The organism is Acidovorax cavernicola (assembly GCF_003581445.1).
The window spans coordinates 1-22,380 of record NZ_QXMN01000059.1 but is presented as its reverse complement, the minus strand read 5'-3'; the positions used below and the strand labels follow the sequence as shown (position 1 = coordinate 22,380).

The window sequence follows — 22,380 nt, the reverse complement described above, 5'->3', positions numbered from 1 at the left end:
GAACGCCGGGGGCGTCAGGCCGGCTTGCGCGCCCGCCCGCCGAAGATCGCCGTGCCGATGCGCACCATCGTGCTGCCGGCACTGACCGCGGCTTCGAGGTCGGCGCTCATGCCCAGCGAGAGCGTGTCCAGCGCGATGCCCTCTGCGCGGATCGATTCGAACAGCGCATGCGCGCGCAGGCACAACTCGCGCTGCGCCGCGAAATCTGCCGCCGGCTCGGGGATCGCCATGAGCCCGCGCAGCGTCAGTTGTGGCAAGACCGCCACAGCGCGCGCCAGCGCCAGGGCCTCCTCCGGCGGCACGCCGGACTTGTTCGCACCGCCGTCCACGTTGACCTGCAGGCACACCTGCAGCGGCGGCAGATGGGCCGGCCGCTGGGCCGACAGGCGCTCGGCGATCTTCAGGCGGTCGATGCTGTGGACCCAGTCGAACTGCTCGGCCACGGGCCGCGTCTTGTTGCTCTGCAGAGGGCCGATGCAGTGCCATTCGAGCCCCGCGCGCAGGTCGGCCAGCGCGGCGATCTTGTCCAGGCCCTCCTGCACGTAGTTCTCGCCGAAGGCCGCCTGCCCGGCCGCGTGCGCCTCGCGCACCGCCTCGGGCCCGAAGGTCTTGGACACCGCCAGCAGGCGCACCGCCGACGGGTCGCGCCCGGCGTCTGCACAGGCCTTGTCGATCCGGGCCCTTACTTGCTGGAGGTCGTCGCCAATCATCGTCATAATCTTCCGAATTCGTATCAAAACGTCACTAAAACCCGCCTGAGGAGCCCCGTGGACATCACCCAACTGCTGGCGTTCAGCGTCAAGAACAAAGCGTCCGACCTGCACCTGTCGGCCGGCCTGCCGCCGATGATCCGCGTGAACGGCGATGTGCGCCGCATCAACGTCGATGCGCTGGACCACAAGGCGGTGCATGCCATGGTGTACGACATCATGAGCGACACGCACCGCAAGCACTACGAAGAGTTCCTGGAGGTCGACTTCTCGTTCGAGATCGACGGCCTCGCGCGCTTTCGCGTGAACGCCTTCAACCAGGCACGCGGCGCGGCGGCGGTGTTCCGGACCATTCCTTCGAAGATCCTCACGCTGGAGCAGCTCAACGCGCCGAAGATTTTCGGCGAACTCGCGCTCAAGCCGCGCGGTCTGGTGCTGGTGACAGGCCCCACGGGCTCGGGCAAGTCGACCACGCTGGCGGCGATGGTCAACTACCTCAACGAGAACGAGTACGGCCACATCCTCACGGTGGAAGACCCGATCGAGTTCGTGCACGAATCGAAGAAGTGCCTGATCAACCAGCGCGAGGTGGGACCGATGACGCTGTCGTTCTCGAACGCCTTGCGCTCCGCCCTGCGCGAAGACCCGGACGCCATCCTGGTGGGCGAGTTGCGCGACTTGGAAACGATCCGCCTCGCGATGACCGCGGCCGAAACGGGCCACCTGGTGTTCGGCACGCTGCACACCTCGTCTGCCGCCAAGACCATCGACCGGATCATCGACGTGTTCCCGGGCGAGGAAAAGGAAATGATCCGCGCGATGCTGTCGGAGTCGCTGCAGGCGGTGATCTCGCAGACGCTGTGCAAGACCAAGGACGGCCAGGGCCGCGTGGCGGCGCACGAGATCATGCTGGGCACGCCGGCCATCCGCAACCTGATCCGCGAGGCCAAGGTGGCGCAGATGTACTCCACCATCCAGACCGGCCAGGGCTCGGGCATGCAGACGCTCGATCAGAACCTGACGGAGCTGGTGCGCCGCAACACCATCTCCGCAGCAGAAGCCCGCGGCAAAGCCAAGATCCCAGAAAACTTCCCCGGCTGATCACAGCCCGCACAGGACCGACATCATGGAACGCGATCAAGCCAGCCAGTTCATCAACGACCTGCTCAAGCTCATGGTGAGCCGCAACGGCAGCGACCTGTTCATCACCGCCGACTTTCCGCCCGCGATCAAGGTCGACGGCAAGGTCACCAAGGTCTCGCAGCAGGCGCTGGGCGCACAGCACACGCTGGCGCTCACGCGCTCGATCATGAACGACCGCCAGACGGCGGAGTTCGAGCGCACCAAGGAGTGCAACTTCGCGATCTCGCCCACCGGCATCGGCCGTTTCCGCGTGAATGCCTTCGTGCAGCAGGGCAAGGTCGGCATGGTGCTGCGGACCATTCCCGCCAAGCTGCCGACCATCGACGGCCTGGGCATGCCGCAGGTGCTGAAGGACGTGTCGATGACCAAGCGCGGCCTGTGCATCCTGGTGGGCGCCACGGGCTCGGGCAAGTCGACCACGCTGGCCGCGATGATCGACTGGCGCAACGAGAACTCCTACGGCCACATCGTCACGGTGGAAGACCCGGTCGAGTTCGTGCACCCGCACAAGAACTGCGTGGTGACGCAGCGCGAAGTGGGCATCGACACCGACAGCTGGGAAGCCGCGCTGAAGAACACGCTGCGCCAGGCGCCCGACGTGATCCTGATGGGTGAAATCCGCGACCGCGAGACCATGGAGCATGCCGTGGCCTTCGCCGAGACCGGCCACCTGTGCATGGCCACGCTGCACGCCAACAGCGCCAACCAGGCGCTCGACCGCATCATCAACTTCTTCCCCGAAGAGCGCCGCGCGCAGTTGCTGATGGACCTGTCGCTGAACCTGCGCTCGCTGGTGTCGCAACGCCTCGTGCCCACCGAGGACGGCCAGGGCCGCGTGGCAGCAGTCGAGGTGCTGCTGAACACGCCGCTGATCTCCGACCTGATCTTCAAGGGCGAGGTCGGCGAGATCAAGGAGATCATGAAGAAGAGCCGCAACCTGGGCATGCAGACCTTCGACCAGGCGCTGTTCGACCTGTTCGAGGGCAACGCGATCAGCTTCGAAGAGGCGATCCGCAACGCCGACTCGGCCAACGACCTGCGGCTGCAGATCAAGCTCAACAGCCAGCGTGCGCGCAGCACCGATCTCGCCGCCGGCACAGAACACTTCGCCATCGTCTGAGGCCGCCCCGCCAGCGCATTGCGGGGCGCGCCGGCTTTCTTTGCCTTTAAGCTGTAGCCCATGAGCAGCATCAACCCCCGCACCTACGAATCCGTTCCCGCCCAGACGGTGGCCTTCCTCGGCCTCGGCGTCATGGGCGGGCCCATGGCCGGGCACCTGGCCAAGGCCGGCCACACGGTCACGGTCTACAACCGCACGCCCGCCAAGTCGCAGGCCTGGGTCGCCGAGTTCGGCGCACCCGGCCGCCACGCCCCCACGCCGCGCGAAGCGGCGGCCGGTGCGGAAATCGTGTTCTGCTGCGTCGGCAACGACGACGACCTGCGCTCGGTGGTGCTGGGCGACGACGGCGCCCTCGCCGGCATGAAGCCGGGCGCGGTGCTGGTCGACCACACCACGGCCTCGGCCGACGTGGCGCGCGAGCTGTCGAAGGCGGCGCAGGCGCGCGGCCTGCACTTCATCGACGCGCCGGTGTCGGGCGGCCAGGCAGGCGCGCAGAACGGCGCGCTCACCGTGATGTGCGGCGGCGACGCGGCCGTGTTCGAACGCATCAAGCCGGTCACCCTGGCCTTCGCACGCGCGGTCACGCTGCTGGGCGCCAGCGGCGCGGGCCAGCTCGCGAAGATGGTCAACCAGATCGCCATCGCGGGGCTGGTGCAGGGCCTGTCGGAGGCCATCGCCTTCGGCCAGCGCGCCGGGCTCGACATGGAAGCCGTGCTCGAAGTCATCGGCAAGGGCGCCGCCCAGAGCTGGCAGATGGACAACCGCGGCAAGACCATGATCAACGGCAAGTTCGACTACGGCTTTGCCGTCGACTGGATGCGCAAGGACCTGGGCCTGGTGCTCGACGAAGCCAAGCGCAACGGTGCGCGCGTGCCGGTGACGGCGCTGGTCGACCAGTTCTATGCCGACGTGCAGCAGGCCGGCGGCAGGCGCTGGGACACATCCAGCCTGATCATCCGGCTCAAATGAAAAAAGCCCGCGGAAGCGGGCTTTTTGGTTTCAGCGGACCGGCGAAGTGGTCGCACCACCGGACGGCGCCGGCAGCGGCTCCATCGGCGGCAGCGGCACGCGCGAACCCGAGGAAGCAGCCGGCGTCGATGGCGTGGCGTTGCTCACCGGCGCAGGGCCCGTGCCGCCGCGCTGCGCGGCCGACTGGTTGGCCGCCTGGCTCGCAGCGAGGTCGGCCTCGCTCACCACCTCGACCACGCGCACGACCTTGGCCACGCCGGTCACGCCGCGCGTGATCTCGGTCGCGCGGTCGGTCTCGCGGCGGGTGGCGATGCCCATGAGGTAGACCGTGCCGCGCTCGGTCACGACCTTGAAGGAGTTGGCGAAGATGTCCTTGGCGTCGAGCAGCGAGGCCTTCACCTTGCCGGTGATGTACAGGTCGTTCGAGCGGTCCTGGAAGGTGCTCGGCGCGCCGATGGTGAGTTCGTTCACCACCGAACGCACGTTGACGACGCGGGCCACCTCGTCCTCGACGCGGCGGCGGTCGGCGTCGTTGCCGACGGCGCCGGTCAGCAGCACCTGGCGGTTGAAGCTGGTGACGCTCACGTACATGTTGTCGTTGGCGATGTCGCGCACGCGGGCCGCGGCACGCAGCTCGATGCCCTGGTCGTCGAGCTGGGCGCCCGAGCTGCGGCGGTCGGTGGCCACCATGCCCACGCCCACCACGGCCGCGCCGCCCACGACGAGCGGCACGCAGGCGGACAGGCCGGCCACCAGGGCGGCGCCGAGGGTCAGCGCCAGAGCGAAACGTTGAGTCGAGGCCTTGGTCAGGGTCGTCATGGTCATGAGGAAACTTCCTGTTCTCCGAGTAACTGGGCATCCACGCCGTCGCACAGGCAGTGCAGCGCGAGCAGGTGGATTTCGTGAATGCGTGCCGCACGCTCGTGCGGCACGCTGATCTGGACGTCGGTTTCGCGCAGCGCGCGGCCGATGGTTCCGCCGGTGCCGCTGGCGCTGGCACCGGCCGCAGCCGCCGCCAACCCGGTGGCGGCGTTGCCAAGCAGCGCCACCACGGTCATGTCGCGTTCATGCGCAGCGAGCACGGCGGCCAGCACCGCGGCCGAATGTCCGCTGGCGCTGAGCACCAGCAGCACGTCGCCGGCCTGGCCGAGCGCGCGCACCTGGCGCGCGAAGCGGTCGGCATCGGCGGCCTGCGGGCTGTCGGCCGCCGGGTCGGTGGTATCGCCGGGCAGCGCGATGGCGCCCAGCTCGGGCCGCTCGCGTTCGAAGCGGCCCACGAAATTCGAGGCGAACTGCGCGGCCAGCAGGCCCGACACACCAGCCCCGCAGGCCAGCACCTTGCCGCCGCTGGTCACGCAGGCCAGCAGGGCCTGCATGGCCTGGGAGATGGGTTTGCTGAGGACCGGGCCGGTCTGGTATTTGAGGTCGGCACTGTCGATGAAGTGCTGCTGAATCCGTTGCTCGAGCATGGGGCGCGATGATAACTGGGGGTCGTGAAACAAGACGTTTGAGTGATGGAGCCTCGAACAGGGCTTCGGTTCCCTGCGGGGGCAGCGTCAGGCCGCATCGAAAGCGGCCTGCAACCAGGTGATTTTCTCCTCGATCAGCACCACGTCGAACCGGCACGGCGGCGTCGTGCGCAACTGGCTCAGGTAGTGCTGCGCGGCGAACACGATGCGCCGCTGCTTCGCGCCGGTGATGCTGCCGCCGGCACCGCCATGCGTGCCTGTGCCTCGCTGTCGAACCTCGACGAACACCAGCGTGCCGCCGCCGCGCGGGTCGCGCATGACGAGGTCGATCTCGCCGCCGCCGCGCCCGGGCGTCCGATAATTGCGCGCGATCAGCGCCAGGCCGGCCTGCTGCAGGTGGTCGAGCGCGGCGTCTTCCGCCGCGTCGCCGCGACGCTTCGTGGTGGTGGTCTTCATGGCTCCCTGCCCCGATCTTCTTTCTTGTTCGTTCCGACGGAGAAACCCCTTGGCTTCACTCGCTCCCGCCTCCTTCGGCGCCGCCCTCGCAGCCGCGCACGACGCCGCGGGCGCGCAGCATTATCCGCAGGGCACGCTCTACGTCGTCGCCACGCCGATCGGCAACCTGGCCGACATCACGCTGCGCGCGCTGCATGTGCTGCAGCTGGTGGACGTCATCGCCTGCGAGGACACGCGCCACACGCAGACCCTGCTGCGCGCCTACGGCATCGACCGCCCCGGCGCGCGGCTGCTCGCGGTGCACCAGCACAACGAAGCCGAAGCCGCGCAGGCCGTGGTCGCGCGGCTCGCGCAGGGTGAACGCATCGCCTACGTGAGCGACGCCGGCACGCCCGGCGTGAGCGATCCCGGCGCACGCCTGGCCGCCGCCGTGCGCGCGGCCGGCCAGCGCGTGCTGCCGCTGCCCGGCGCCAGCAGCGTCGTCACGCTCGTGAGCGCCGCCGGGCTGGTGGCCGACGGCAGCGAGAGCAACACGCACAACAGCAGCGCCTTCGTGTTCGCCGGCTTCCTGCCCAGCAAGGCCGGCGAGCGTGACACCGCCGTGCAGGCCCTTGCACAAGAGCCGCGCGCCGTGGTGCTGCTGGAAGCACCGCACCGCATTGAAAGCCTGGCTCGCGCATTGGCCGTGCTGGGCGAGCGCCGCATCACCGTGGGCCGCGAGCTCACCAAGCAGTTCGAAGAAATCGCCACCGTGGCCGCGAGCACACTGCCCGACTGGTTCGGCGCCGACCGCGACCGCACGCGCGGCGAGTTCGCCCTGGTGCTGCACCCCGTCGCGGTGAGTGGCGACGGCGGCGCGGAAGGCGAACGCGTGCTGCGCCTGCTGCTGGCGGAACTGCCCGTGAAGACCGCCGTGAAGCTGGCCGCCGAGATCAGCGGCGCGCCCCGCAACACGCTGTACGAGCTGGCGCTGCGCATTCGCAACGGCGCGGACGGCGAGTAGGCAGGTTGCGGCTACGCGTCGCGCTCCGGCTCCGACAGGAATTCCGGCGGCACACACGCCGTCAGCCAGACGCCGTTCTCAGCCCGATGAAACGCATGGCCCAACGCGTGCATGCGGCCAGCGTCCACCCGCAGTACCCATGCCTTGCCATGGCGCTGCCCCACCTGAACCGCCGTCGCCTCGTCGGCAGACAGGTGCACATGCTGCCGCGCACCCGGCAGCAGTCCTTGCGCACGGATGGCCGCCAGAAAGCGTGTCGCCGTGCCGTGGAACAGCAGCACCGGCGGCGCCACCGCATCGAAGCTGCGGCTGACTTGCGCCGTGGAATGCCCCTGCAGCGCACGGATGCGCAACCCGTCGCCCGACAGCTCGTAGCGCTTCTTCGCACCCGAATCGACAGCGCGCACAACGTCCGGCCGCGTCAGATCACGGCCCACTGCCACGGCCCCTGCGACGAGATCGTCGATGCCGGCCCACCCCTCGGCGTCGAGGTGCAAGCCGATGGATTCCGGCGCATGCCGAAGCACATAGGCGATGAATTTGCTCGCATCTTCAGGAGTCATGACGCCTTTCGTGCGGTGGATGGATGGGCCGCCTGCCAATGGTCGGCATGGGCGAGCAGCGCATCCTTGAGGCGCTGCTCGTGCGCCGTGGATGGCCGGTCGGCGGCATGGAACACGTGGTACTCGAGCGGCGGATAGCCCTGCAAGGGAATGGCGACCAGTTCCTTCGGGATGCGGCAGCAGGCGTTCACCACCGTGAGACCGAAGCCCAACTGCGCGAAGCGCAGCATCAATTCCCAGCCGTTGGCTTCGAGCGAGGGCTGCCACGGCACCGACTCGGCCTGCAGCAGCCGGCCCAGCAGTTCGCGGTGCGGCCTGCCCGCCGGCGGCACGATCAGCTGCGCCCCCTTCAGGTCCCGCAGGCGCGCTGACTTGCGCGCGGCCAGCGCGTGCGTGCGGGGGACGACCAGCACCTGTCCCACGGACGTCAGGCGCAGCGCCCGCAGGTCCGCAGGAACCGTGCCGAGTGGCGCGATGCCCAGTTGCGCCTGCCCGGATCGCACCGCCTGGATCGCTTCGTCGCGGTTGCGCGTGAGCAGTTGCAGGTGCGGCGAAGCACCCGGCCCGGAGAACTGCGACAGCGCCTTGCCCAGCAGGTAGAGGTACGCACCTTCGCCGGCGGCCAGCGTGACGACCGGCGTGTCCTGCCCCATGGCCAAGCCCTTGACGAAACGCTGGTTGAGGGTCAACAGCTCCCGCGCGTGCCGCGCGACCTGTTCACCGAGCGGCGTCAGTTGCAGCGCACGGCCCACCCGCACGTACAGCGCCGCATCGAGCTGTTCAGACAACTTGCGCACCTTCGCATGCAAGGCGGGCTGGCTGAGGTGCAACCGCCGCGCCGACTCGCTGAAGTTGAGCGTGTCGGCAAACACCGCGAAGGACTGCAGTGCATCGAGGTTGGTGCGGGGGATGTCCATCTATCCATTTTATGGATAGACCATCCAATATCAGTAGTTCCTGGTGATCGCTTTCATTTCTACGATCCGGCTGCTTCTTCAAGACACAAGGAACAAGAAATGAAAAACACACATTCACTTCCCCGGCTCGGCATCGACATCGGCCGCGTGCTGATCGCGCCCGAGGACGCTGACGGCGCCGACACCTCGTTCATCGGCGGCTCGCTCGACGATGCGCTGCGCACGCCGCCCTACGAAGGCATGTTCGATGCGGTCGGACCGCTGGTGGACAGGTTCGAAGGCCGCGTCTGGCTGGTCTCGAAATGCGGCCCGAGCGTGCAGGCCAAGAGTCGTGCCTGGCTGCGGCACCACCGCTTCTTCGAGCGCACGGGCATCGCGCCCGCCAACCTGCGTTTCTGTCTCCAGCGACCGCAGAAGGCCGACCACTGCCGCGAGCTGCACATCACGCATTTCATCGACGACCGCAGCGATGTGTTGCGTCACCTGGAAGGCATCGTGCCCCACCGGTATCTGTTCGGCCCGCAGCGCAAGCCGGTGACCGTCGCGGGCCTGGTGCGGCTGCCCGCATGGCAGGACGCTGCCGCACTCGTCACCTGAGGCGACAGCCCTCAGCCGTCCAGCTCCACATAGCGCCGGAAGATCCCGTCCTCGTTGAACGCGATGCGGCGCGGGCTCTGCAGGTAGTCGTGCACGCGCTGGCGTCTTCGGATGTTGGCGTGCAGCTTCACGACCGAAGGCGTGGCGGCCAGCGCTCGCGCAGCGGCCTTGGGAAAGGCGTACTGCAGGCCGTCGACCAGCTGGAACAGCGACAGGTCGGCATAGGTCAGCACGTCGCCAACCAGGTGCAGATCGCCCGAGGGGTTGCGCTGCAGCACCTGCTCGAACCAGCTCAGGAATTTCGGGATGCGCGCCTCGCGAAAGGCACGCGCACGTTGCACGGCGGCGTCGCGCTGGTCTTCGTAGTAGTCGCCGGTCGAGATCGGGTGGTGGGTGTCGTGCGCCTCGGCCACGGCGTCGGCGATGGTGAGCTGCAGCTGGTGGGTGCACAGGCCGTCGGATTCGCCGATGCCGGCCAACCCGAGCTTCGGGCCGAGGTACAGCAGGATCGCGGCGGTCTGGCCGACGACGATGTCGCCGTCGATCAGGAACGGCGGCGCAAAAGCGGCGCGCGGGTTGTCGGGGTCGCCAAGCCGCCGGCCCAGCGCGGACTCGCCACCGCCTTGCGAGGCGGGCAGCCGCGCGACGTCGACGTAGTCGGCGCCCGCGGCCTCGAGTGCGAGCCGCACGAATTCGCCGCGGCCCTGGATCGTGGGCCAGTAGTGAAGTTGGTATGCCATGCGGCCATGGTGTCAGGGCCGGCGGGGCGCTGCAACCGGCGACCGGCTACGGGGGATGTCGGATCAGTCTGCGAAGACGCGCCGCCCGCTCACCAGAACTTCCACCACGGGCGCTCCGGCTGGCGCAAGGCCAGCGGGCGGGTGTCGAGATCGGCGCTCTGGCTCGGGGGAATCGAATCGCCGAAGCGGCGCCGCATCTCGGCCTCCAGGGCATGTGCAATGCCACGAGCCTGCTTCTCGCCGCGCAGCGCACGCCGGCGCCATTCGGCGGCGTGGGCTGCAAGGCTGGTTTCGTCCAGATCGGTGAACTCCATCATGAGGGGAATTTCTTGCATGCATACGTCCGGGCGACGGGATGCAACGGCGCGTCATGGCCCGGTCGCGCGGATCTCCGGCTCGGACTTGTCGGGCAAGGCCAACCGGGTCGGGGAAGAAGTGAAAAAACCGGAAGCCCTTGCGGAATTTCCGGTCTTGAAGATGGTCCCGCCGCCAGGAATCGAACCTGGATCTCAGCCTTCGGAGGGCCGAATTCTATCCGTTGAAATACAGCGAGAGAGGGTGTTCCGGAATGCACCGGAGCCACGCATTATGGCCTATCAAGCCGAGGCGGTTTCGGTGTCCTGCGCCGCCGGGACGCTGCCGGCCGTCGGGCGCGGGAAACCGAGCCCGGCCAGGTAGACGCGGAAGGTGCGCCGGCCGGTCGGCACGAGGTCGAAGGCGGTGGGGTCGAGCAGCCAGTTCTGGATCAGCCCGCCGATGAGCGCGTGCATGCCCTGCGCTGCGATCGCGCCGGGCACCGGCAGCCGGATGCGCGCACGCCGCGCGGCCAGTCGCAGAGCCTTTTCGAAATCGACCACGCAGGCGTTGCGGGCGTCGAGGTGGCGCTGCTGCACCGAGGCCATGTCATGCGTGTACTCGACCTTGTGGGTGGCGATGTCGAACACGCGCCGCACCTGCGGGTCGGCGACCATGAGCGTCAGCGCGTGGACCATGCCCTCCTCGATCTCGGCCAGCGGGTCGTCGCCGCCGCCGGGGACGTCGCTCTTGGGCGGCGTTTCCAGCGGCAGGATCACGCGCTCCATCATGGCGTTGAACAGGTCGGCCTTGTCCTTGAAGTGCCAGTAGATGGCGCCGCGCGTCGCGCCGGCCTGCTGCGCGATCTGCTGCAGCGTGGTCTGCGAAACACCTTGCGCCTGAAACAGCAACTCCGCGGCATCGAGCAATCGATTCCGCGTCGCCAGTGCTTCTTCCTTCGTACGACGTGCCACCAAGTCTCCTGATTTGTAAAGCGAACGCCCTTTGCGTATCGTGGGGCCATTGCATGGCTGTCACTATACATCCATGAATGTATGTAAACTAGCGCGCTTCTCGGATGGCCCATCTGCCCGTGCTGGTTTACGGATCTCCCCGCAAACGCGCCATCTCCCGTCTTCGCATCAAAGGAATCACATGCCTCTTCTGCATGTCTCGCGTCAACCGTCCTTGTCGTTTTCGCCGCGTCTCGCGACCGTGGCCCTCGTCTCCCTTCTGTTCCTGGCCGCCTGCGGCAAGAGCGAAGCCCCGGCCGGCCCGGGTGGCGGCGGTGGTGGCCATCCGGCGCCTGAAGTCGGCGTGGTGGTGGTCAAGCCCACCGACGTGGGCCTCGTGACCGAGCTGCCCGGCCGCCTCGAAGCCTCGCGCATCGCCCAGGTGCGCGCCCGCACGCCGGGCATCCTGCTCAAGCGCGAATTCCGCGAAGGCAGCGACGTGAAGGCCGGCCAGCTGCTGTTCCGCATCGACCCCGCTCCGCTGGTGGCCGCCACGCAGAACGCCCAGGCCGCTCTGGCCCGCGCCGAAGCCAACGCCGTGCAGGCCAAGGCACTGGCCGACCGCTACAAGCCGCTGGTCGAAGCCAACGCCGTGAGCAAGCAGGAATACGCGACGGCCGTGGCCTCCGCCAAGACGGCCGAAGCCGACGTGGCCGCCAACCGCGCGCTGCTGCAGACCGCCAAGATCAACCAGGGCTATGCTGATGTCACCTCGCCCATCGCGGGCCGCATCGGCCGCGCGCTGGTCACCGAAGGCGCACTGGTCGGCCAGGGCGACGCCACCGAGCTGGCCGTGGTGCAGCAGATCAACCCGCTGTACGTGAACTTCACGCAATCGGCCTCCGACGTGCTCAAGCTGCGCCGCGCCGTGGCCGCCGGCCAGTACAAGCGTGCCAGCGGCGAAGAAGCCGCGAGCATTCGCGTGGTGCTGGAAGACGGCACCGACTACGCGCAGGACGGCAAGCTGCTGTTCTCCGACCTCACGGTCGATCCGACCACGGGCCAGGTCACGCTGCGCGCCGAGATCCCGAACCCCAAGGGCGAGCTGCTGCCGGGCCTGTACGTGCGCGTGAAGCTCGAGCAGGCGCAGGTGACGAACGCGATCACGGTGCCGCAACAGGCCGTCACGCGCACCCAGCAGGGTGACCACGTGACGGTGGTCGGCGCCGACGGCAAGCTGAGCCAGCGCACCGTGAAGATCAGCGCCGCCAAGGACAACCAGTGGGTGGTGCTCGACGGCCTCAAGGCCGGCGAACAGGTGATGGTCGACGGCTTCCAGCGCCTGCAGATGATGCCGCCCGGCACGCCCGTGAAGGCGGTGCCGTGGCAGAAGCCGGCGCCGAACGGCGCGGCTGCCCCTGCGGCGGCACCGGCAGCACCGGCAGCACCGGCGGCTGCGGCAGCGTCTGCCGCGGCCCCCGCCGCCAGCCCGGCTTCGGCCCCGGCTGACAAGAAGTAATCAGGAGCGCCTCGCATGGCCAAATTCTTTATCGACCGACCGATCTTCGCGTGGGTGATCGCACTGTTCATCATCGTGGTGGGCGGTGTCGCCATCACGCAGTTGCCGATCTCGCAGTACCCGCCGGTGGCCCCGCCGGCCATCGTGATCAACGTCGCCTACCCCGGCGCGTCCGCGCAAACGCTCGAGGACAGCGTGCTGTCCGTGATCGAGCGCGAAATGAACGGCTCGCCCGGCCTGATCTACATGGAATCGGTGGCCCAGGCCGACGGCACGGGCGCCATCACCATCAGCTTCGAGGCCGGCACCAACGAAGACCTCGCGCAGGTGGACGTGCAGAACCGGCTCTCGCGCGCCACGCCGCGGCTGCCCTCGGCCGTGACGCAGCAGGGCGTGCGCGTGGACAAGTCGCGCAACAACTTCCTGCTGTTCGCGATGCTGTCTTCGGACAACCCCGACTTCGACCCGGTGGCGCTCGGTGACTATGCCGCACGGAACATCGTGCCGGAACTGCAGCGGATCGACGGCGTGGGCCAGGCCCAGCTGTTCGGCTCCGAGAACGCGATGCGCATCTGGATCGATCCGGCGAAGCTCCAGGGCTTCAACCTGTCGGCCAACGACGTCAATGCCGCGATCCGCGCGCAGAACGCGCAGGTGGCCTCGGGCACGCTCGGCGACCTGCCGAACATTCCCGGCCAGGCGATCTCCGCCACGGTGACGGTGAACGGCCAGCTCCACAGCGTCGAGGAGTTCCAGAACATCGTGCTGCGCGCCAACACCGACGGCTCGACCGTGCGCCTGAAGGACGTGGCGCGCGTCGAACTCGGCGGCCAGAACTACGCCACCTCCGCGCGCCTGAACGGCGTGCCGGCGGTCGGTATCGGCGTGCAGCCCACGCCGACCGGCAACGCGCTGAAGTCGGCCAAGGCCGTGCGCGCCAAGATGACCGAGCTGGAGCGCTACTTCCCCAAGGGCGTGAAGTGGGACATTCCGTACGACAGCTCGCGCTTCGTGCAGATCTCGATCTCCGAAGTGGTGAAGACGCTGTTCGAAGCCATCGCGCTGGTGTTCCTGGTGATGTTCCTGTTCCTGCAGAACTGGCGCTACACGATCATCCCGACCATCGTGGTGCCGATCGCGCTCTTGGGCACCTTCGCCACGCTGCTCGCGCTGGGCTTCTCGATCAACGTGCTCACCATGTTCGGCATGGTGCTGGTGATCGGTATCGTGGTGGACGACGCCATCGTGGTGGTGGAGAACGTCGAGCGCATCATGAGCGAAGAGGGGCTCTCGCCGCTCGAGGCCACGCGCAAGGCGATGCAGCAGATCTCGGGCGCCATCATCGGCGTGACCGTGGTGCTGATCTCGGTGTTCGTGCCGCTGGCCTTCTTCGCAGGTTCGACCGGCAACATCTACCGCCAGTTCTCGGCGGTGATGGTGGCCTCGATCGGCTTCTCGGCCTTCATGGCGCTGTCGCTCACGCCGGCGCTGTGCGCCACGCTGCTCAAGCCGGTGGAAGCGGGCCATCACCACGAGAAGAGCGGTTTCTTCGGCTGGTTCAACCGCGGCTTCTCGCGCACGGCCAAGGGCTACGAAGGCATGGTCGCGCGCATCCTGAAGCGCGCCGCACGCTACCTCGTGATCTACGCCGCGATCATCGGCGCGGTGGCGTACTTCTATACGCACCTGCCGAGCTCGTTCCTGCCCGAGGAAGACCAGGGCAACATCATCGTGAACGTGCAACTGCCCCCGGGCGCGACGCAAGAGCGCTCGCTGTCGGTGATGCAGCAGGTCGAAGGCTTCATCCTGAAGCAGCCTGAAGTGCAGAGCATCGTGAGCGTGATGGGCTTCAGCTTCTCCGGCCAGGGCCAGAACGCGGGCCTCGCCTTCGTGACGCTGAAGGACTGGGAAGAACGCAAGGACCCGGCCCACTCGGCCAGCGCGCTGGCCGGCCGTGCCTTCGGTGCGCTGTCGGGCATCCGCGACGCCTTCATCTACCCGCTGAGCCCGCCGCCGATTCCCGAGCTGGGCAACGCCAGCGGCTTCAGCTTCCGGCTGCAGGACCGCTCGGGCGCCGGCCACGAGGCGCTGATCAACGCGCGCAACCAGCTGCTGGGCATGGCCTCGCAGAGCAAGATCCTCGCGCAGGTGCGCCCTGACGGCCTGGAAGACGCGCCGCAGCTGCAGATCGACATCGACCGCGACAAGGCCAACGCCCTGGGCGTGAGCTTCGACGCGATCAACAACGCGCTGTCGACCTCGCTGGGTTCGAGCTACATCAACGACTTCCCGAACCGCGGCCGCCTGCAGCGCGTGGTGGTGCAGGCCGATGCGCCGGCACGGATGCAGCCGGACGACCTGCTGCGCCTGAACGCCACCAACACCAAGGGCCAGCCGGTGCCGCTGTCGGCTTTCGCGACCACCAAGTGGGTCTCGGGCGCCACGCAGACGGTGCGCTACAACGGCTACCCCGCGATCCGCATCAGCGGTGACGCGGCGCCGGGCCAGAGCACGGGCGCGGCCATGGCCGAGATGGAAAAGCTCGCCAGCCAGCTGCCGCAAGGCTTCGGCTTCGAGTGGACCGGCCAGTCGCGTGAAGAAAAGCTCGCCGGCTCGCAGGCCATGATCCTGTACGGCTTCGCGATCCTGGCGGTGTTCCTCTGCCTGGCCGCGCTGTACGAGAGCTGGTCGATCCCGCTGTCGGTGATCCTGGTGGTGCCTCTGGGCGTGCTGGGCGTGCTGGTGGCGACGATGCTGCGCGCCTATTCCAACGACGTGTACTTCCAGGTGGGCCTGATCACCATCATCGGCCTGTCCGCGAAGAACGCGATTCTGATCATCGAGTTCGCGAAAGACCTGCAGGCGCAGGGCCGCGGTGCGGTCGAGGCCGCGCTCGAGGCCGCGCACCTGCGGTTCCGTCCCATCATCATGACCTCGCTGGCCTTCGGCCTGGGCGTGGTGCCGCTGGTCCTGGCCTCGGGCGCAGGCTCGGCAAGCCAGCGCGCCATCGGCACCGGCGTGCTCGGCGGCATGGTGACCGGCACGATCCTGGCCGTGATCTTCGTTCCGGTGTTCTTCGTGGTGGTGCGCACGCTGTTCAAGGGCAGCGCGCGCCAGCACGAGGCCGACAAGCGGCATGCGGAAGCTGCCGGCATCACGGGAGACCACACACATGACTAAGAAACCACTGATTCCCACCGTGCTGGCGGCTGCGATGCTGCTGGCAGGCTGCTCGCTGATCCCGACCTACGAGCGCCCCGCGGCGCCGGTGCCGACCACCTACCCGGGTGACCCGGCGCAGCCGTCGGGTCAGGCCGCGGCCGCCCTGCCCTGGCAGGACTTCTTCACCGACCCGCGCCTGGCGGGCCTGATCCAGACGGCGCTGGCGAACAACCGCGACCTGCGCGTGTCGGTGCTCAACATCGAGCAGGCGCGTGCGCAGTTCCAGATCGAGCGCTCGGCGCTGTTCCCGGCACTGGGCCTCACGGGCACGGGTTCGCGCTCGAGCCCCAACGCGTACCAGGCGATCGATCCGACGCAGGGCAGCGTGGCCTCGCAGTACGCGGTCAACTTCGGCTTCACGGCCTGGGAGCTCGACTTCTTCGGCCGCATCCGCGCGCTGAAGGACCAGGCGCTGTCGCAGTACCTGGCCACCGAAGAATCGCGCAAGGCCGCGCAGATCAGCCTCGTCGCGGCAGTCGCCAGCGGCTGGCTCACGCTGCTGGCCGACGACGAACTGCTCGAGATCACGCGCCAGACCATGGTCACGCGCGACGAGTCGGTGCGCCTGACCAAGCTGCGCTTCGACAACGGCGTGTCGTCCGAGATCGACTTCCAGGCCGCGAACTCGCAGGCCGAGACCGCACGCGCCGCCTATGCGCAGCAGCAGCGCGCCCGCCTGCAGGACGAGAACGCGCTCGCCCTGCTGCTGGGTGCGCCGGTGCCGGCCGAGGCCACCGCCGGCGGTGCCAAGGGATTGGCGGGCATCCGCCCGATGCCCGATGTGCCGGCCGGCCTGCCCTCCGACCTGTTGACCGAGCGGCCCGACATCCGCGCGGCCGAACAGCAGCTGATTGCCGCCAACGCCAACATCGGCGCGGCGCGCGCGAACTTCTTCCCGCGTGTGTCGCTGACGAGTTCCATCGGCACCGCGAGCAGCGAGTTCTCGAACCTGTTCGATCGCGGCACCAAGGCCTGGAGCTTCGCGCCCACGGTCACGCTGCCGATCTTCGACGCGGGCCGCAACATCGCGGGGCTCAACTCGGCCAAGGCCGGGCGTGAGATCGCGGTGGCGCAGTACGAGAAGTCGGTCCAGACCGCCTTCCGCGAAGTGGCCGATGCGCTCGCGGGCCGCGCCACGCTGGGCGAGCAGGCACGCGCGCAGACCGCGCAGGCCGACGCCGAGGCGGTGCGCTACAAGCTCTCCGACCTGCGCTATCGCAACGGCATCGCCAGCGCGCTCGACCTGCTCGACGCGCAGCGCTCGCTGTTCACGGCGCAGCAATCGGCGGTGGCCACGCGCCTGTTGCAGCTGCAGAACCAGGTCACGCTGTACAAGACGCTGGGTGGCGGCTGGGCCACACGCAACAACGGTTGAGACACCTGCGCGTCCGATATGGGGAGGTCAATTGCCCGCACGGGCAAAGGGCCTCTCTATAATCGCCGGTTGGTTAGAAAAAGCCCCCGACGAGCCCCCCGTTATTGAGGACGCCATGAGCGCAGACCCGCACAACCAGGCCACAGAAGAAGCCCATACCGGCCCGATCAAGAACCCGAAGCAACTGCTGCTCGCGGTATTTTTCTCTTTCATCATTCCGATCCTGATCATCGTGGGCCTCGTGTCCTATGTGGTCTCGGGCAACAAGCCCGCCGGTACCGCGGAGGGCGACAACATGGCGCTCTACGGCGTGACCAAGGAATCGCGCGACCGTGAAGTGGCCGAGCGCCTCAAGAAGGTCGGCTCCATCGAGATCCGCGACGCCAACCGGCCCCTGGCCGCCGGCGACGCCGTGTTCAAGGCCCAGTGCGTGGCCTGCCACGGCGCTCCCGGCATCCCCGGCGCCCCGCACCTGAACGACGCCGCAGCCTGGGGCCCGCGCATCGGCCAGGGCTACGCCACGCTGCTCGAGCACGCGCTCAAGGGCAAGGGCGCGATGCCCGCACAGGGCGGCGGCGACTTCGAAGACATCGAAATCGGCCGTGCCGTGGTCTACCTGGCCAACGCCGGTGGCGCCAAGTTCCCGGTGCCGGACCGTCCGGCAGCGGCTGCGGCGCCCGCCGAAGGTGCTTCGGCTGCGGCCAGCGCGCCTGCCAAGTAACTATGTGATCGACGGCGCTTCGCGCCTCATGAAAAAACCGGCTTCGAGGCCGGTTTTTTTATGCCCGGGCGATCCGAATTGCTATCTTTTAAATAGCTACCCAGCCGCAGCTGCATGGCGTTCCGCCGGGCTCAACACATGTCCGAAGCGCCCCGGCAGATCGGCTGCCTGCACCGCTTCCGGCGTCCAGAGGCCCTGCTCCACGGCTTCGGCGGCGATGCCGACGTCCTGCGTGTGCACCAGCCCGAGCCCCGCCGGCGCGGCCAGGTAGAGCCGGCCCTCCTCGTCGAGCAGGCAGCCCGTCACCTCGGCCGGCGCGCCCGTGTGGGCCGTGACTGTGAAGGTGTTGGCGCCCTGCTGCGCCACGCGCCACACCAGCGGCGCGGCCTCCAGTTCCACATATACACGCTGCGGCCCGTTCTGGAAGAACCACTGGCCTTCGGCGTCGTGCTCGTAGTTGCGGTGAATGAATTCGATCAGCTTGTCGTGCCGCAGCATCGAGCCCTTGGCGCTGCGAAACGGCCCCTGCGCCTGCGTGCGGTCGTCGCGCATGTACCAGTTGCCGCGCGCATCCAGGCCCAGCCAGCCGTAGCAGTGCGGCACGTTCGGCCACTTGGCCAATGCCTGTTTGACGATGTCATCCATGGTGCTATTTTGCTCGCCCCCAGGCTGCGCGCACGTCGTGTCGCTTCGCCTTCCCCCTACCGGGGGCGGGCCGGCCGCTTCGGGCGGCCGGGCGCGGCGGCCCTCACGAGTGGTTCAGTGAGGTGAACTGGGCCAGCCATCCGCCTACACGCTCGGGCATGCCGCCCACATGCCCCGGCGGCAGGCCGAGCGGAAAGCCCACATGACCGCCGCCTTCGGGCTGCCACAGCGTGACGTGCGAGCCGACCTCGCCCGGACCGGGCAGGCTGCGGGCCGGAATGAAGGGATCGTTGCGGGCGTTCACCACCAGCGCGGGCACGCGGATCGCGCCCAGCAGCGGCTTGGACGAGCCACGCGCCCAGTAGTCGTCGGTGTTGCGAAAGCCGTGCAGCGGCGCCGTGAACACGTCGTCGAAGGCATAGAGATCGCGCGCCGCCATCAGCCGGTCGCGGTCGAACAGGCCCGGGAACTGCGCCAGCTTGGCCAGCGCCTTGGGCTTCATGGTCGCCAGGAACATGCGCGTGTAGACCAGCCGGTTGAAGCCGCGCCCGATCGCCTCGCCGCCCGCCGCGAGGTCGAGCGGCGCGCACACGGAGGCCACCGCCTCCACCGACGCCCGCGCGGTCTCGCCCGCCTCGCAGGCCCAGCGCAGCAACGCGTTGCCGCCCAGCGAGACCCCGGCCGCCAGCACCGGGCCGCCACCGCCCTGCACCACATGCTGCGCGTGCATGCGCCGCAGGATCCAGTCGATCTCCTCGTGGTCGCCCGAGTGGTAGGCGCGCGGCGCGAGGTTCAGCTCGCCGCTGCAGCCGCGAAAGTGCGGCACGGCGAAGGCCATGCCGCGCGACGCGGCAAAGGCCGCGAAGGCTTCGGCGTAGTGGCTGCGCGACGAGCCCTCGAGCCCGTGGAACAGCACCAGCAGCGGCCGGGGCCCGGGCTGCGGTGCGTCGGCGAAGTCGACGTCGATGAAATCGCCGTCCGGCGCGGTCCAGCGTTCGCGTCGGTACACCGGTGCCGGCCCGTCGAAGCGGCGTGCCCAGAGCGCAGCCCAGATGGTCTGCAGGTTGCCGCCGGGCAGCCAGTGCGGCGCGGTGTAGCCCATGGCGGAACGCACCGCCGACGATGGGGAGGCCGGAGCAAATGAAGAAGAAGTAGGCAAGAACGACATCGATCGGTGCGGGACTCAGTGCAGCACTTGCGGCGTTTCGTTCGCGTCGTCCGGCGCGTGCGCGCTGCCCGGGCTCGCGTGGTGCGCCACCATACGCCAGCCCTGCGGGGTCTTGTGATAGACGTTGGTGGCCAGCACGAAGGCATGGCGTGGTCCCTCGGCCGTGAGCACCTCGATACGCTCGAGCACGTTGTGCACGGCGCTGGCGAGCGACTCGATCTTGCGCACGCGCGCGGGTGTGGCGTGGATCGAGCCGTTGGCGAACATCTGCTCGAAGGCGGCCCGGATCGCCGCCGCCCCCACCAGCCGCGGCCCGCCCGGGTGCACGCAGAAAACCTCGTCTTCGTCGGCCCAGCAGGCCATCAGCGCGTCGACATCGCCGCGTTGCAGGGCTTCATAGAAGGCAGCCTCGACATCGTCGGCTGTGCCGCCGATGGCCGCGGCGGAGCGGAAAGGGGTCTTGGGCATGGCGGTGAAGGGCGAGAGCGGAGGGGGTAGGCCGGATTCTGCCCTGCCCATGTCACGGCCATGTGGCAGCGGGCGTCTGGACAGTGGGTACTTCGAGGGCCGCAGCGGGAATCAGCCACTGGCGCGCCGCCGCCTCGGTGGCGCCCTGCGCGGCCTGCCACACCATCTCGGGCGCGGCCACATGCACGCCCGGCGGGGCGACTCGCAGCGCAAGGTCGACCAGCTCGGCCATCTTGGGCGCACGCACCGGCTGCTCGTTGGCCGGCACCATGAACCGCATGATCGACAGCATCCAGGCCGCCAGCCGCTCGCCCACGTTGGCCAGGTGCACAGCGGCCGGCTTGCGCGCCGAGCGCAGCAGGATCACGCGCTCGAAGCCGCAGGCGACCACGGCCTGCTCGTCCAGGCTGGCCAGTCCGCGCTTGAGCGCCTCGGGCAGGCGGCCGCGGTCGTGCGGCTGCACGATGGCCAGGGTGCGCACGCCACAGGCGCGCAGCCAGCGCGCCAGTTCGGGCAGGTCGGCGGGATCGGGGTGCCACAGTGCGCGTTCGCGGCCGTGGTACAGGCGCGGCGGATCGAAGGCGACCACCGCGACATCGGCCGCGACCGGCGGCCACTGCGCGATGGGAAGCGCCGGGCATTGCACGGTCTCGACGCCGGGCAGCCCGTCGTGCATGGGCTCGCGCGCCAGCACGCGCGTGCGGCTGAAGCGGTGGCGGCCGGCGAGCCGGTGCAGCAGCTCCTGCCCGAGCGCGCCGGTCGCGCCCGCAATCAGCAGCGTGCCGACGGGCGGCGCGGCAGCGGGAGGCACCGCGCGGTTCGCGGCCTGCAGGGCTTGGAGAGGATCGAGGGCCATGACCCCATCTATGCTAACTTCGGCCTCCTTCTGCGGAGGTAATGCAAATGATGATGAAGCGCTGGGTCCTGATTCTCGCGGCCGTCCTGTCCCTCAGCGGATGCGGCTACAACCAGTTCCAGTCCCTCGACGAGGCCAGCAAGTCGGCCTGGAGCGAGGTCCTCAACCAGTACCAGCGTCGTGCCGACCTCGTGCCGAACATCGTCGCCACCGTGAAGGGCGAAGCCAGCTTCGAGCAGGACACGCTCACCAAGGTGATCGAGGCGCGCGCCAAGGCCACCTCGATCCAGGTGACGCCCGAGACGCTCAACAACCCCGAGGCCTTCAACAAGTTCCAGCAGGCGCAGGGCGAGCTCTCGTCGGCGCTGTCACGGCTGATGGTGGTGTCGGAGCGCTATCCCGAACTCAAGGCCAACCAGGCCTTCCGTGATCTGCGCGTGACGCTCGAGGGCACCGAGAACCGCATCACCGTGGCGCGCAACCGCTACATCGAGAGCGTGCAGGAGTACAACGTGCTCGCGCGCAGCTTCCCGACCAATCTCACGGCCATGGTCTTCAGCTACAAGCCGAAGCCGAATTTCTCGGTGCAGAACGAAGCCCAGATCTCGACACCGCCCACGGTCGACTTCAGCACCCCGAAGAAGTAAGAAGCGGCGCCGATGGCCGCAGCCCTGATCCGCCGCGCACTGGCTGCGATCGTCGTCGCAGCCCTTGCATGGGCCGGCCTGCCAGCGCTGGCGCAAGGCCTGCTGCCGATCCCCGCGCTCACCGCGCGCGTGATCGACCAGACCGCCACGCTCGACGCCGCGCAGCGCTCGGGCCTCGAAACCAAGCTCGCGGCCTTCGAGCAGCGCAAGGGTTCGCAGATCGTGGTGCTGATGGTGCCGACCACGGCACCCGAAGACATCGCGAGCTACGCGCAGCGCGTGGGCGACGCCTGGAAGATCGGCCGCAAGGGCGTGGGCGACGGCCTCCTCGTGATCGTCGCCAAGGACGATCGCAAGATGCGCATCGCCACGGCCAAGACACTCGAAGGCGCGGTGCCCGACCTCGCGGCGGCGCGCATCATCGACGAGGAGATGAAGCCGCGCTTTCGCAACAACGACTTCGCGGGCGGCCTCAACGCGGCGGTGGATCGGCTCATCGGCCTGGTCGACGGCGAACCGCTGCCGGAGCCCTCGCGCAACAACAGCGGCGGCAGTTCAGGCGGCAACGACGGCTTCGACTGGGAGAACCTCGCGATCTTCCTGTTCGTCGGTGTCTTCGTCGGCGCGCCGATCGCGCGCGCCATCCTGGGCAAGACGATGGGCTCGGTCGCCATGGGTGGCGGCATCGGCGTGGTCGCGTTCTTCCTCACGACCAGCACGGTCATCGCGGTGATCGCCGGGCTGATCGCCCTGGTGGTCTCGCTGTTCTCGGGCCTCGCCGGATTCGGCCCCGGTCGCGGCGGCCGGGGTGGTGGTGGATGGGGC

General features: G+C 68.6%; 24 protein-coding genes and 1 tRNA gene. 11 read left to right on the top strand and 14 right to left on the bottom strand.

Annotation, left to right across the window (positions count from 1 at the left end):
- Positions 1-14: 14 nt before the first annotated feature.
- The gene (locus tag D3H34_RS28635; protein ID WP_119557943.1) at positions 15-716 is read right to left on the bottom strand and encodes a YggS family pyridoxal phosphate-dependent enzyme; all 702 of its coding nucleotides are present in this window, start codon (positions 714-716) and stop codon (positions 15-17) included.
- A 51-nt stretch (positions 717-767) separates the two neighbouring features.
- On the opposite strand from D3H34_RS28635, the gene D3H34_RS28630 reads away from it, so the two are divergent.
- Genes D3H34_RS28630 through D3H34_RS28620 form a run of 3 tightly spaced genes read left to right on the top strand, consistent with a single transcriptional unit; the run spans position 768 to position 3,942 of the window.
- Positions 768-1,811, top strand: a complete 1,044-nt coding sequence (locus D3H34_RS28630; RefSeq protein WP_056576373.1) for a type IV pilus twitching motility protein PilT — start codon at positions 768-770, stop codon at positions 1,809-1,811.
- Between the two features lie 25 nt (positions 1,812-1,836).
- Positions 1,837-2,973, top strand: coding sequence for a PilT/PilU family type 4a pilus ATPase (locus D3H34_RS28625; protein WP_119557942.1), 1,137 nt, complete (start codon positions 1,837-1,839; stop codon positions 2,971-2,973).
- A gap of 60 nt (positions 2,974-3,033) precedes the next feature.
- A complete protein-coding gene (locus tag D3H34_RS28620; protein WP_119557941.1) occupies positions 3,034-3,942 on the top strand; it encodes an NAD(P)-dependent oxidoreductase in 909 nt (302 codons plus the stop codon).
- Positions 3,943-3,972: 30 nt separating this feature from the next.
- Here D3H34_RS28620 and D3H34_RS28615 read toward each other — a convergent pair whose 3' ends face one another.
- The 3 genes from D3H34_RS28615 to D3H34_RS28605 all read right to left on the bottom strand — a co-directional run bounded on the left by D3H34_RS28615 (position 3,973) and on the right by D3H34_RS28605 (position 5,867).
- The gene (locus D3H34_RS28615) at positions 3,973-4,767 is read right to left on the bottom strand and encodes a BON domain-containing protein (RefSeq protein ID WP_119557940.1); all 795 of its coding nucleotides are present in this window, start codon (positions 4,765-4,767) and stop codon (positions 3,973-3,975) included.
- A complete protein-coding gene (locus D3H34_RS28610; RefSeq protein WP_119557939.1) occupies positions 4,764-5,411 on the bottom strand; it encodes an SIS domain-containing protein in 648 nt (215 codons plus the stop codon). The genes D3H34_RS28615 and D3H34_RS28610 overlap by 4 nt, the downstream gene beginning before the upstream one ends.
- An 87-nt stretch (positions 5,412-5,498) precedes the next feature.
- Positions 5,499-5,867: a YraN family protein gene (locus tag D3H34_RS28605; protein WP_119557938.1), complete on the bottom strand. Its 369-nt coding sequence runs from the start codon at positions 5,865-5,867 to the stop codon at positions 5,499-5,501.
- Positions 5,868-5,916: 49 nt separating this feature from the next.
- Here D3H34_RS28605 and rsmI point away from each other — a divergent pair, with 49 nt between their 5' ends.
- The gene (gene rsmI, locus D3H34_RS28600) at positions 5,917-6,870 is read left to right on the top strand and encodes a 16S rRNA (cytidine(1402)-2'-O)-methyltransferase (RefSeq protein WP_119557937.1); all 954 of its coding nucleotides are present in this window, start codon (positions 5,917-5,919) and stop codon (positions 6,868-6,870) included.
- Between the two features lie 11 nt (positions 6,871-6,881).
- On the opposite strand, the gene D3H34_RS28595 is transcribed toward rsmI, so the two are convergent.
- Together D3H34_RS28595 and D3H34_RS28590 are read right to left on the bottom strand one after the other, a co-directional pair.
- Positions 6,882-7,433 carry an RNA 2'-phosphotransferase gene (locus tag D3H34_RS28595; protein WP_119557936.1) on the bottom strand — a complete coding sequence of 184 codons (552 nt, stop codon included), beginning with the start codon at positions 7,431-7,433 and terminating at the stop codon, positions 6,882-6,884.
- Positions 7,430-8,350, bottom strand: coding sequence for a LysR family transcriptional regulator (locus D3H34_RS28590; RefSeq protein WP_119557935.1), 921 nt, complete (start codon positions 8,348-8,350; stop codon positions 7,430-7,432). Before D3H34_RS28590 ends, D3H34_RS28595 begins: the two co-directional genes overlap by 4 nt.
- A 99-nt stretch (positions 8,351-8,449) precedes the next feature.
- On the opposite strand from D3H34_RS28590, the gene D3H34_RS28585 reads away from it, so the two are divergent.
- Positions 8,450-8,947 (top strand): hypothetical protein, encoded by a 498-nt coding sequence (locus D3H34_RS28585; RefSeq protein ID WP_119557934.1) that lies wholly within the window; start codon positions 8,450-8,452, stop codon positions 8,945-8,947.
- An 11-nt stretch (positions 8,948-8,958) separates the two neighbouring features.
- Here D3H34_RS28585 and D3H34_RS28580 read toward each other — a convergent pair whose 3' ends face one another.
- The 4 genes from D3H34_RS28580 to D3H34_RS28565 all read right to left on the bottom strand — a co-directional run bounded on the left by D3H34_RS28580 (position 8,959) and on the right by D3H34_RS28565 (position 10,958).
- Complete coding sequence (locus D3H34_RS28580) at positions 8,959-9,687, bottom strand: glutathione S-transferase (protein ID WP_119557933.1); 729 nt, start codon at positions 9,685-9,687, stop codon at positions 8,959-8,961.
- An 89-nt stretch (positions 9,688-9,776) separates the two neighbouring features.
- Positions 9,777-10,022 (bottom strand): hypothetical protein, encoded by a 246-nt coding sequence (locus tag D3H34_RS28575; RefSeq protein ID WP_147400506.1) that lies wholly within the window; start codon positions 10,020-10,022, stop codon positions 9,777-9,779.
- Between the two features lie 143 nt (positions 10,023-10,165).
- Positions 10,166-10,240, bottom strand: a tRNA-Arg gene (locus tag D3H34_RS28570).
- 43 nt (positions 10,241-10,283) lie between these two features.
- On the bottom strand, positions 10,284-10,958 hold the full coding sequence (locus D3H34_RS28565; protein WP_119557931.1) for a TetR family transcriptional regulator: 675 nt from the start codon (positions 10,956-10,958) through the stop codon (positions 10,284-10,286).
- A gap of 178 nt (positions 10,959-11,136) precedes the next feature.
- Here D3H34_RS28565 and D3H34_RS28560 point away from each other — a divergent pair, with 178 nt between their 5' ends.
- The 4 genes from D3H34_RS28560 to D3H34_RS28545 all read left to right on the top strand — a co-directional run bounded on the left by D3H34_RS28560 (position 11,137) and on the right by D3H34_RS28545 (position 17,771).
- Positions 11,137-12,453, top strand: a complete 1,317-nt coding sequence (locus tag D3H34_RS28560; protein ID WP_119557930.1) for an efflux RND transporter periplasmic adaptor subunit — start codon at positions 11,137-11,139, stop codon at positions 12,451-12,453.
- A 15-nt stretch (positions 12,454-12,468) separates the two neighbouring features.
- A complete protein-coding gene (locus D3H34_RS28555; protein WP_119557929.1) occupies positions 12,469-15,633 on the top strand; it encodes an efflux RND transporter permease subunit in 3,165 nt (1,054 codons plus the stop codon).
- Entirely contained in the window at positions 15,626-17,050 is a 1,425-nt protein-coding gene (locus tag D3H34_RS28550; protein WP_119557928.1) for an efflux transporter outer membrane subunit, read from the top strand. The genes D3H34_RS28555 and D3H34_RS28550 overlap by 8 nt, the downstream gene beginning before the upstream one ends.
- Positions 17,051-17,165: 115 nt before the next feature.
- Complete coding sequence (locus D3H34_RS28545; RefSeq protein WP_119557927.1) at positions 17,166-17,771, top strand: c-type cytochrome; 606 nt, start codon at positions 17,166-17,168, stop codon at positions 17,769-17,771.
- 96 nt (positions 17,772-17,867) lie between these two features.
- Here the strand turns inward: D3H34_RS28545 and D3H34_RS28540 are convergent, their stop codons facing one another.
- The 4 genes from D3H34_RS28540 to D3H34_RS28525 form a co-directional block, all read right to left on the bottom strand.
- The gene (locus tag D3H34_RS28540; protein ID WP_119557926.1) at positions 17,868-18,416 is read right to left on the bottom strand and encodes a DUF2946 family protein; all 549 of its coding nucleotides are present in this window, start codon (positions 18,414-18,416) and stop codon (positions 17,868-17,870) included.
- A gap of 103 nt (positions 18,417-18,519) precedes the next feature.
- On the bottom strand, positions 18,520-19,518 hold the full coding sequence (locus D3H34_RS28535) for a YheT family hydrolase (RefSeq protein ID WP_119557925.1): 999 nt from the start codon (positions 19,516-19,518) through the stop codon (positions 18,520-18,522).
- An 81-nt stretch (positions 19,519-19,599) separates the two neighbouring features.
- Positions 19,600-20,052, bottom strand: a complete 453-nt coding sequence (locus D3H34_RS28530) for a YybH family protein (RefSeq protein WP_119557924.1) — start codon at positions 20,050-20,052, stop codon at positions 19,600-19,602.
- 52 nt (positions 20,053-20,104) lie between these two features.
- The gene (locus D3H34_RS28525) at positions 20,105-20,908 is read right to left on the bottom strand and encodes a hypothetical protein (RefSeq protein WP_119557923.1); all 804 of its coding nucleotides are present in this window, start codon (positions 20,906-20,908) and stop codon (positions 20,105-20,107) included.
- A 47-nt stretch (positions 20,909-20,955) separates the two neighbouring features.
- On the opposite strand from D3H34_RS28525, the gene D3H34_RS28520 reads away from it, so the two are divergent.
- Positions 20,956-21,555, top strand: a complete 600-nt coding sequence (locus D3H34_RS28520; RefSeq protein ID WP_434057717.1) for a LemA family protein — start codon at positions 20,956-20,958, stop codon at positions 21,553-21,555.
- Between the two features lie 12 nt (positions 21,556-21,567).
- On the top strand, positions 21,568-22,380 hold an 813-nt coding region (locus D3H34_RS28515; RefSeq protein ID WP_119557922.1), incomplete at its 3' end, for a TPM domain-containing protein.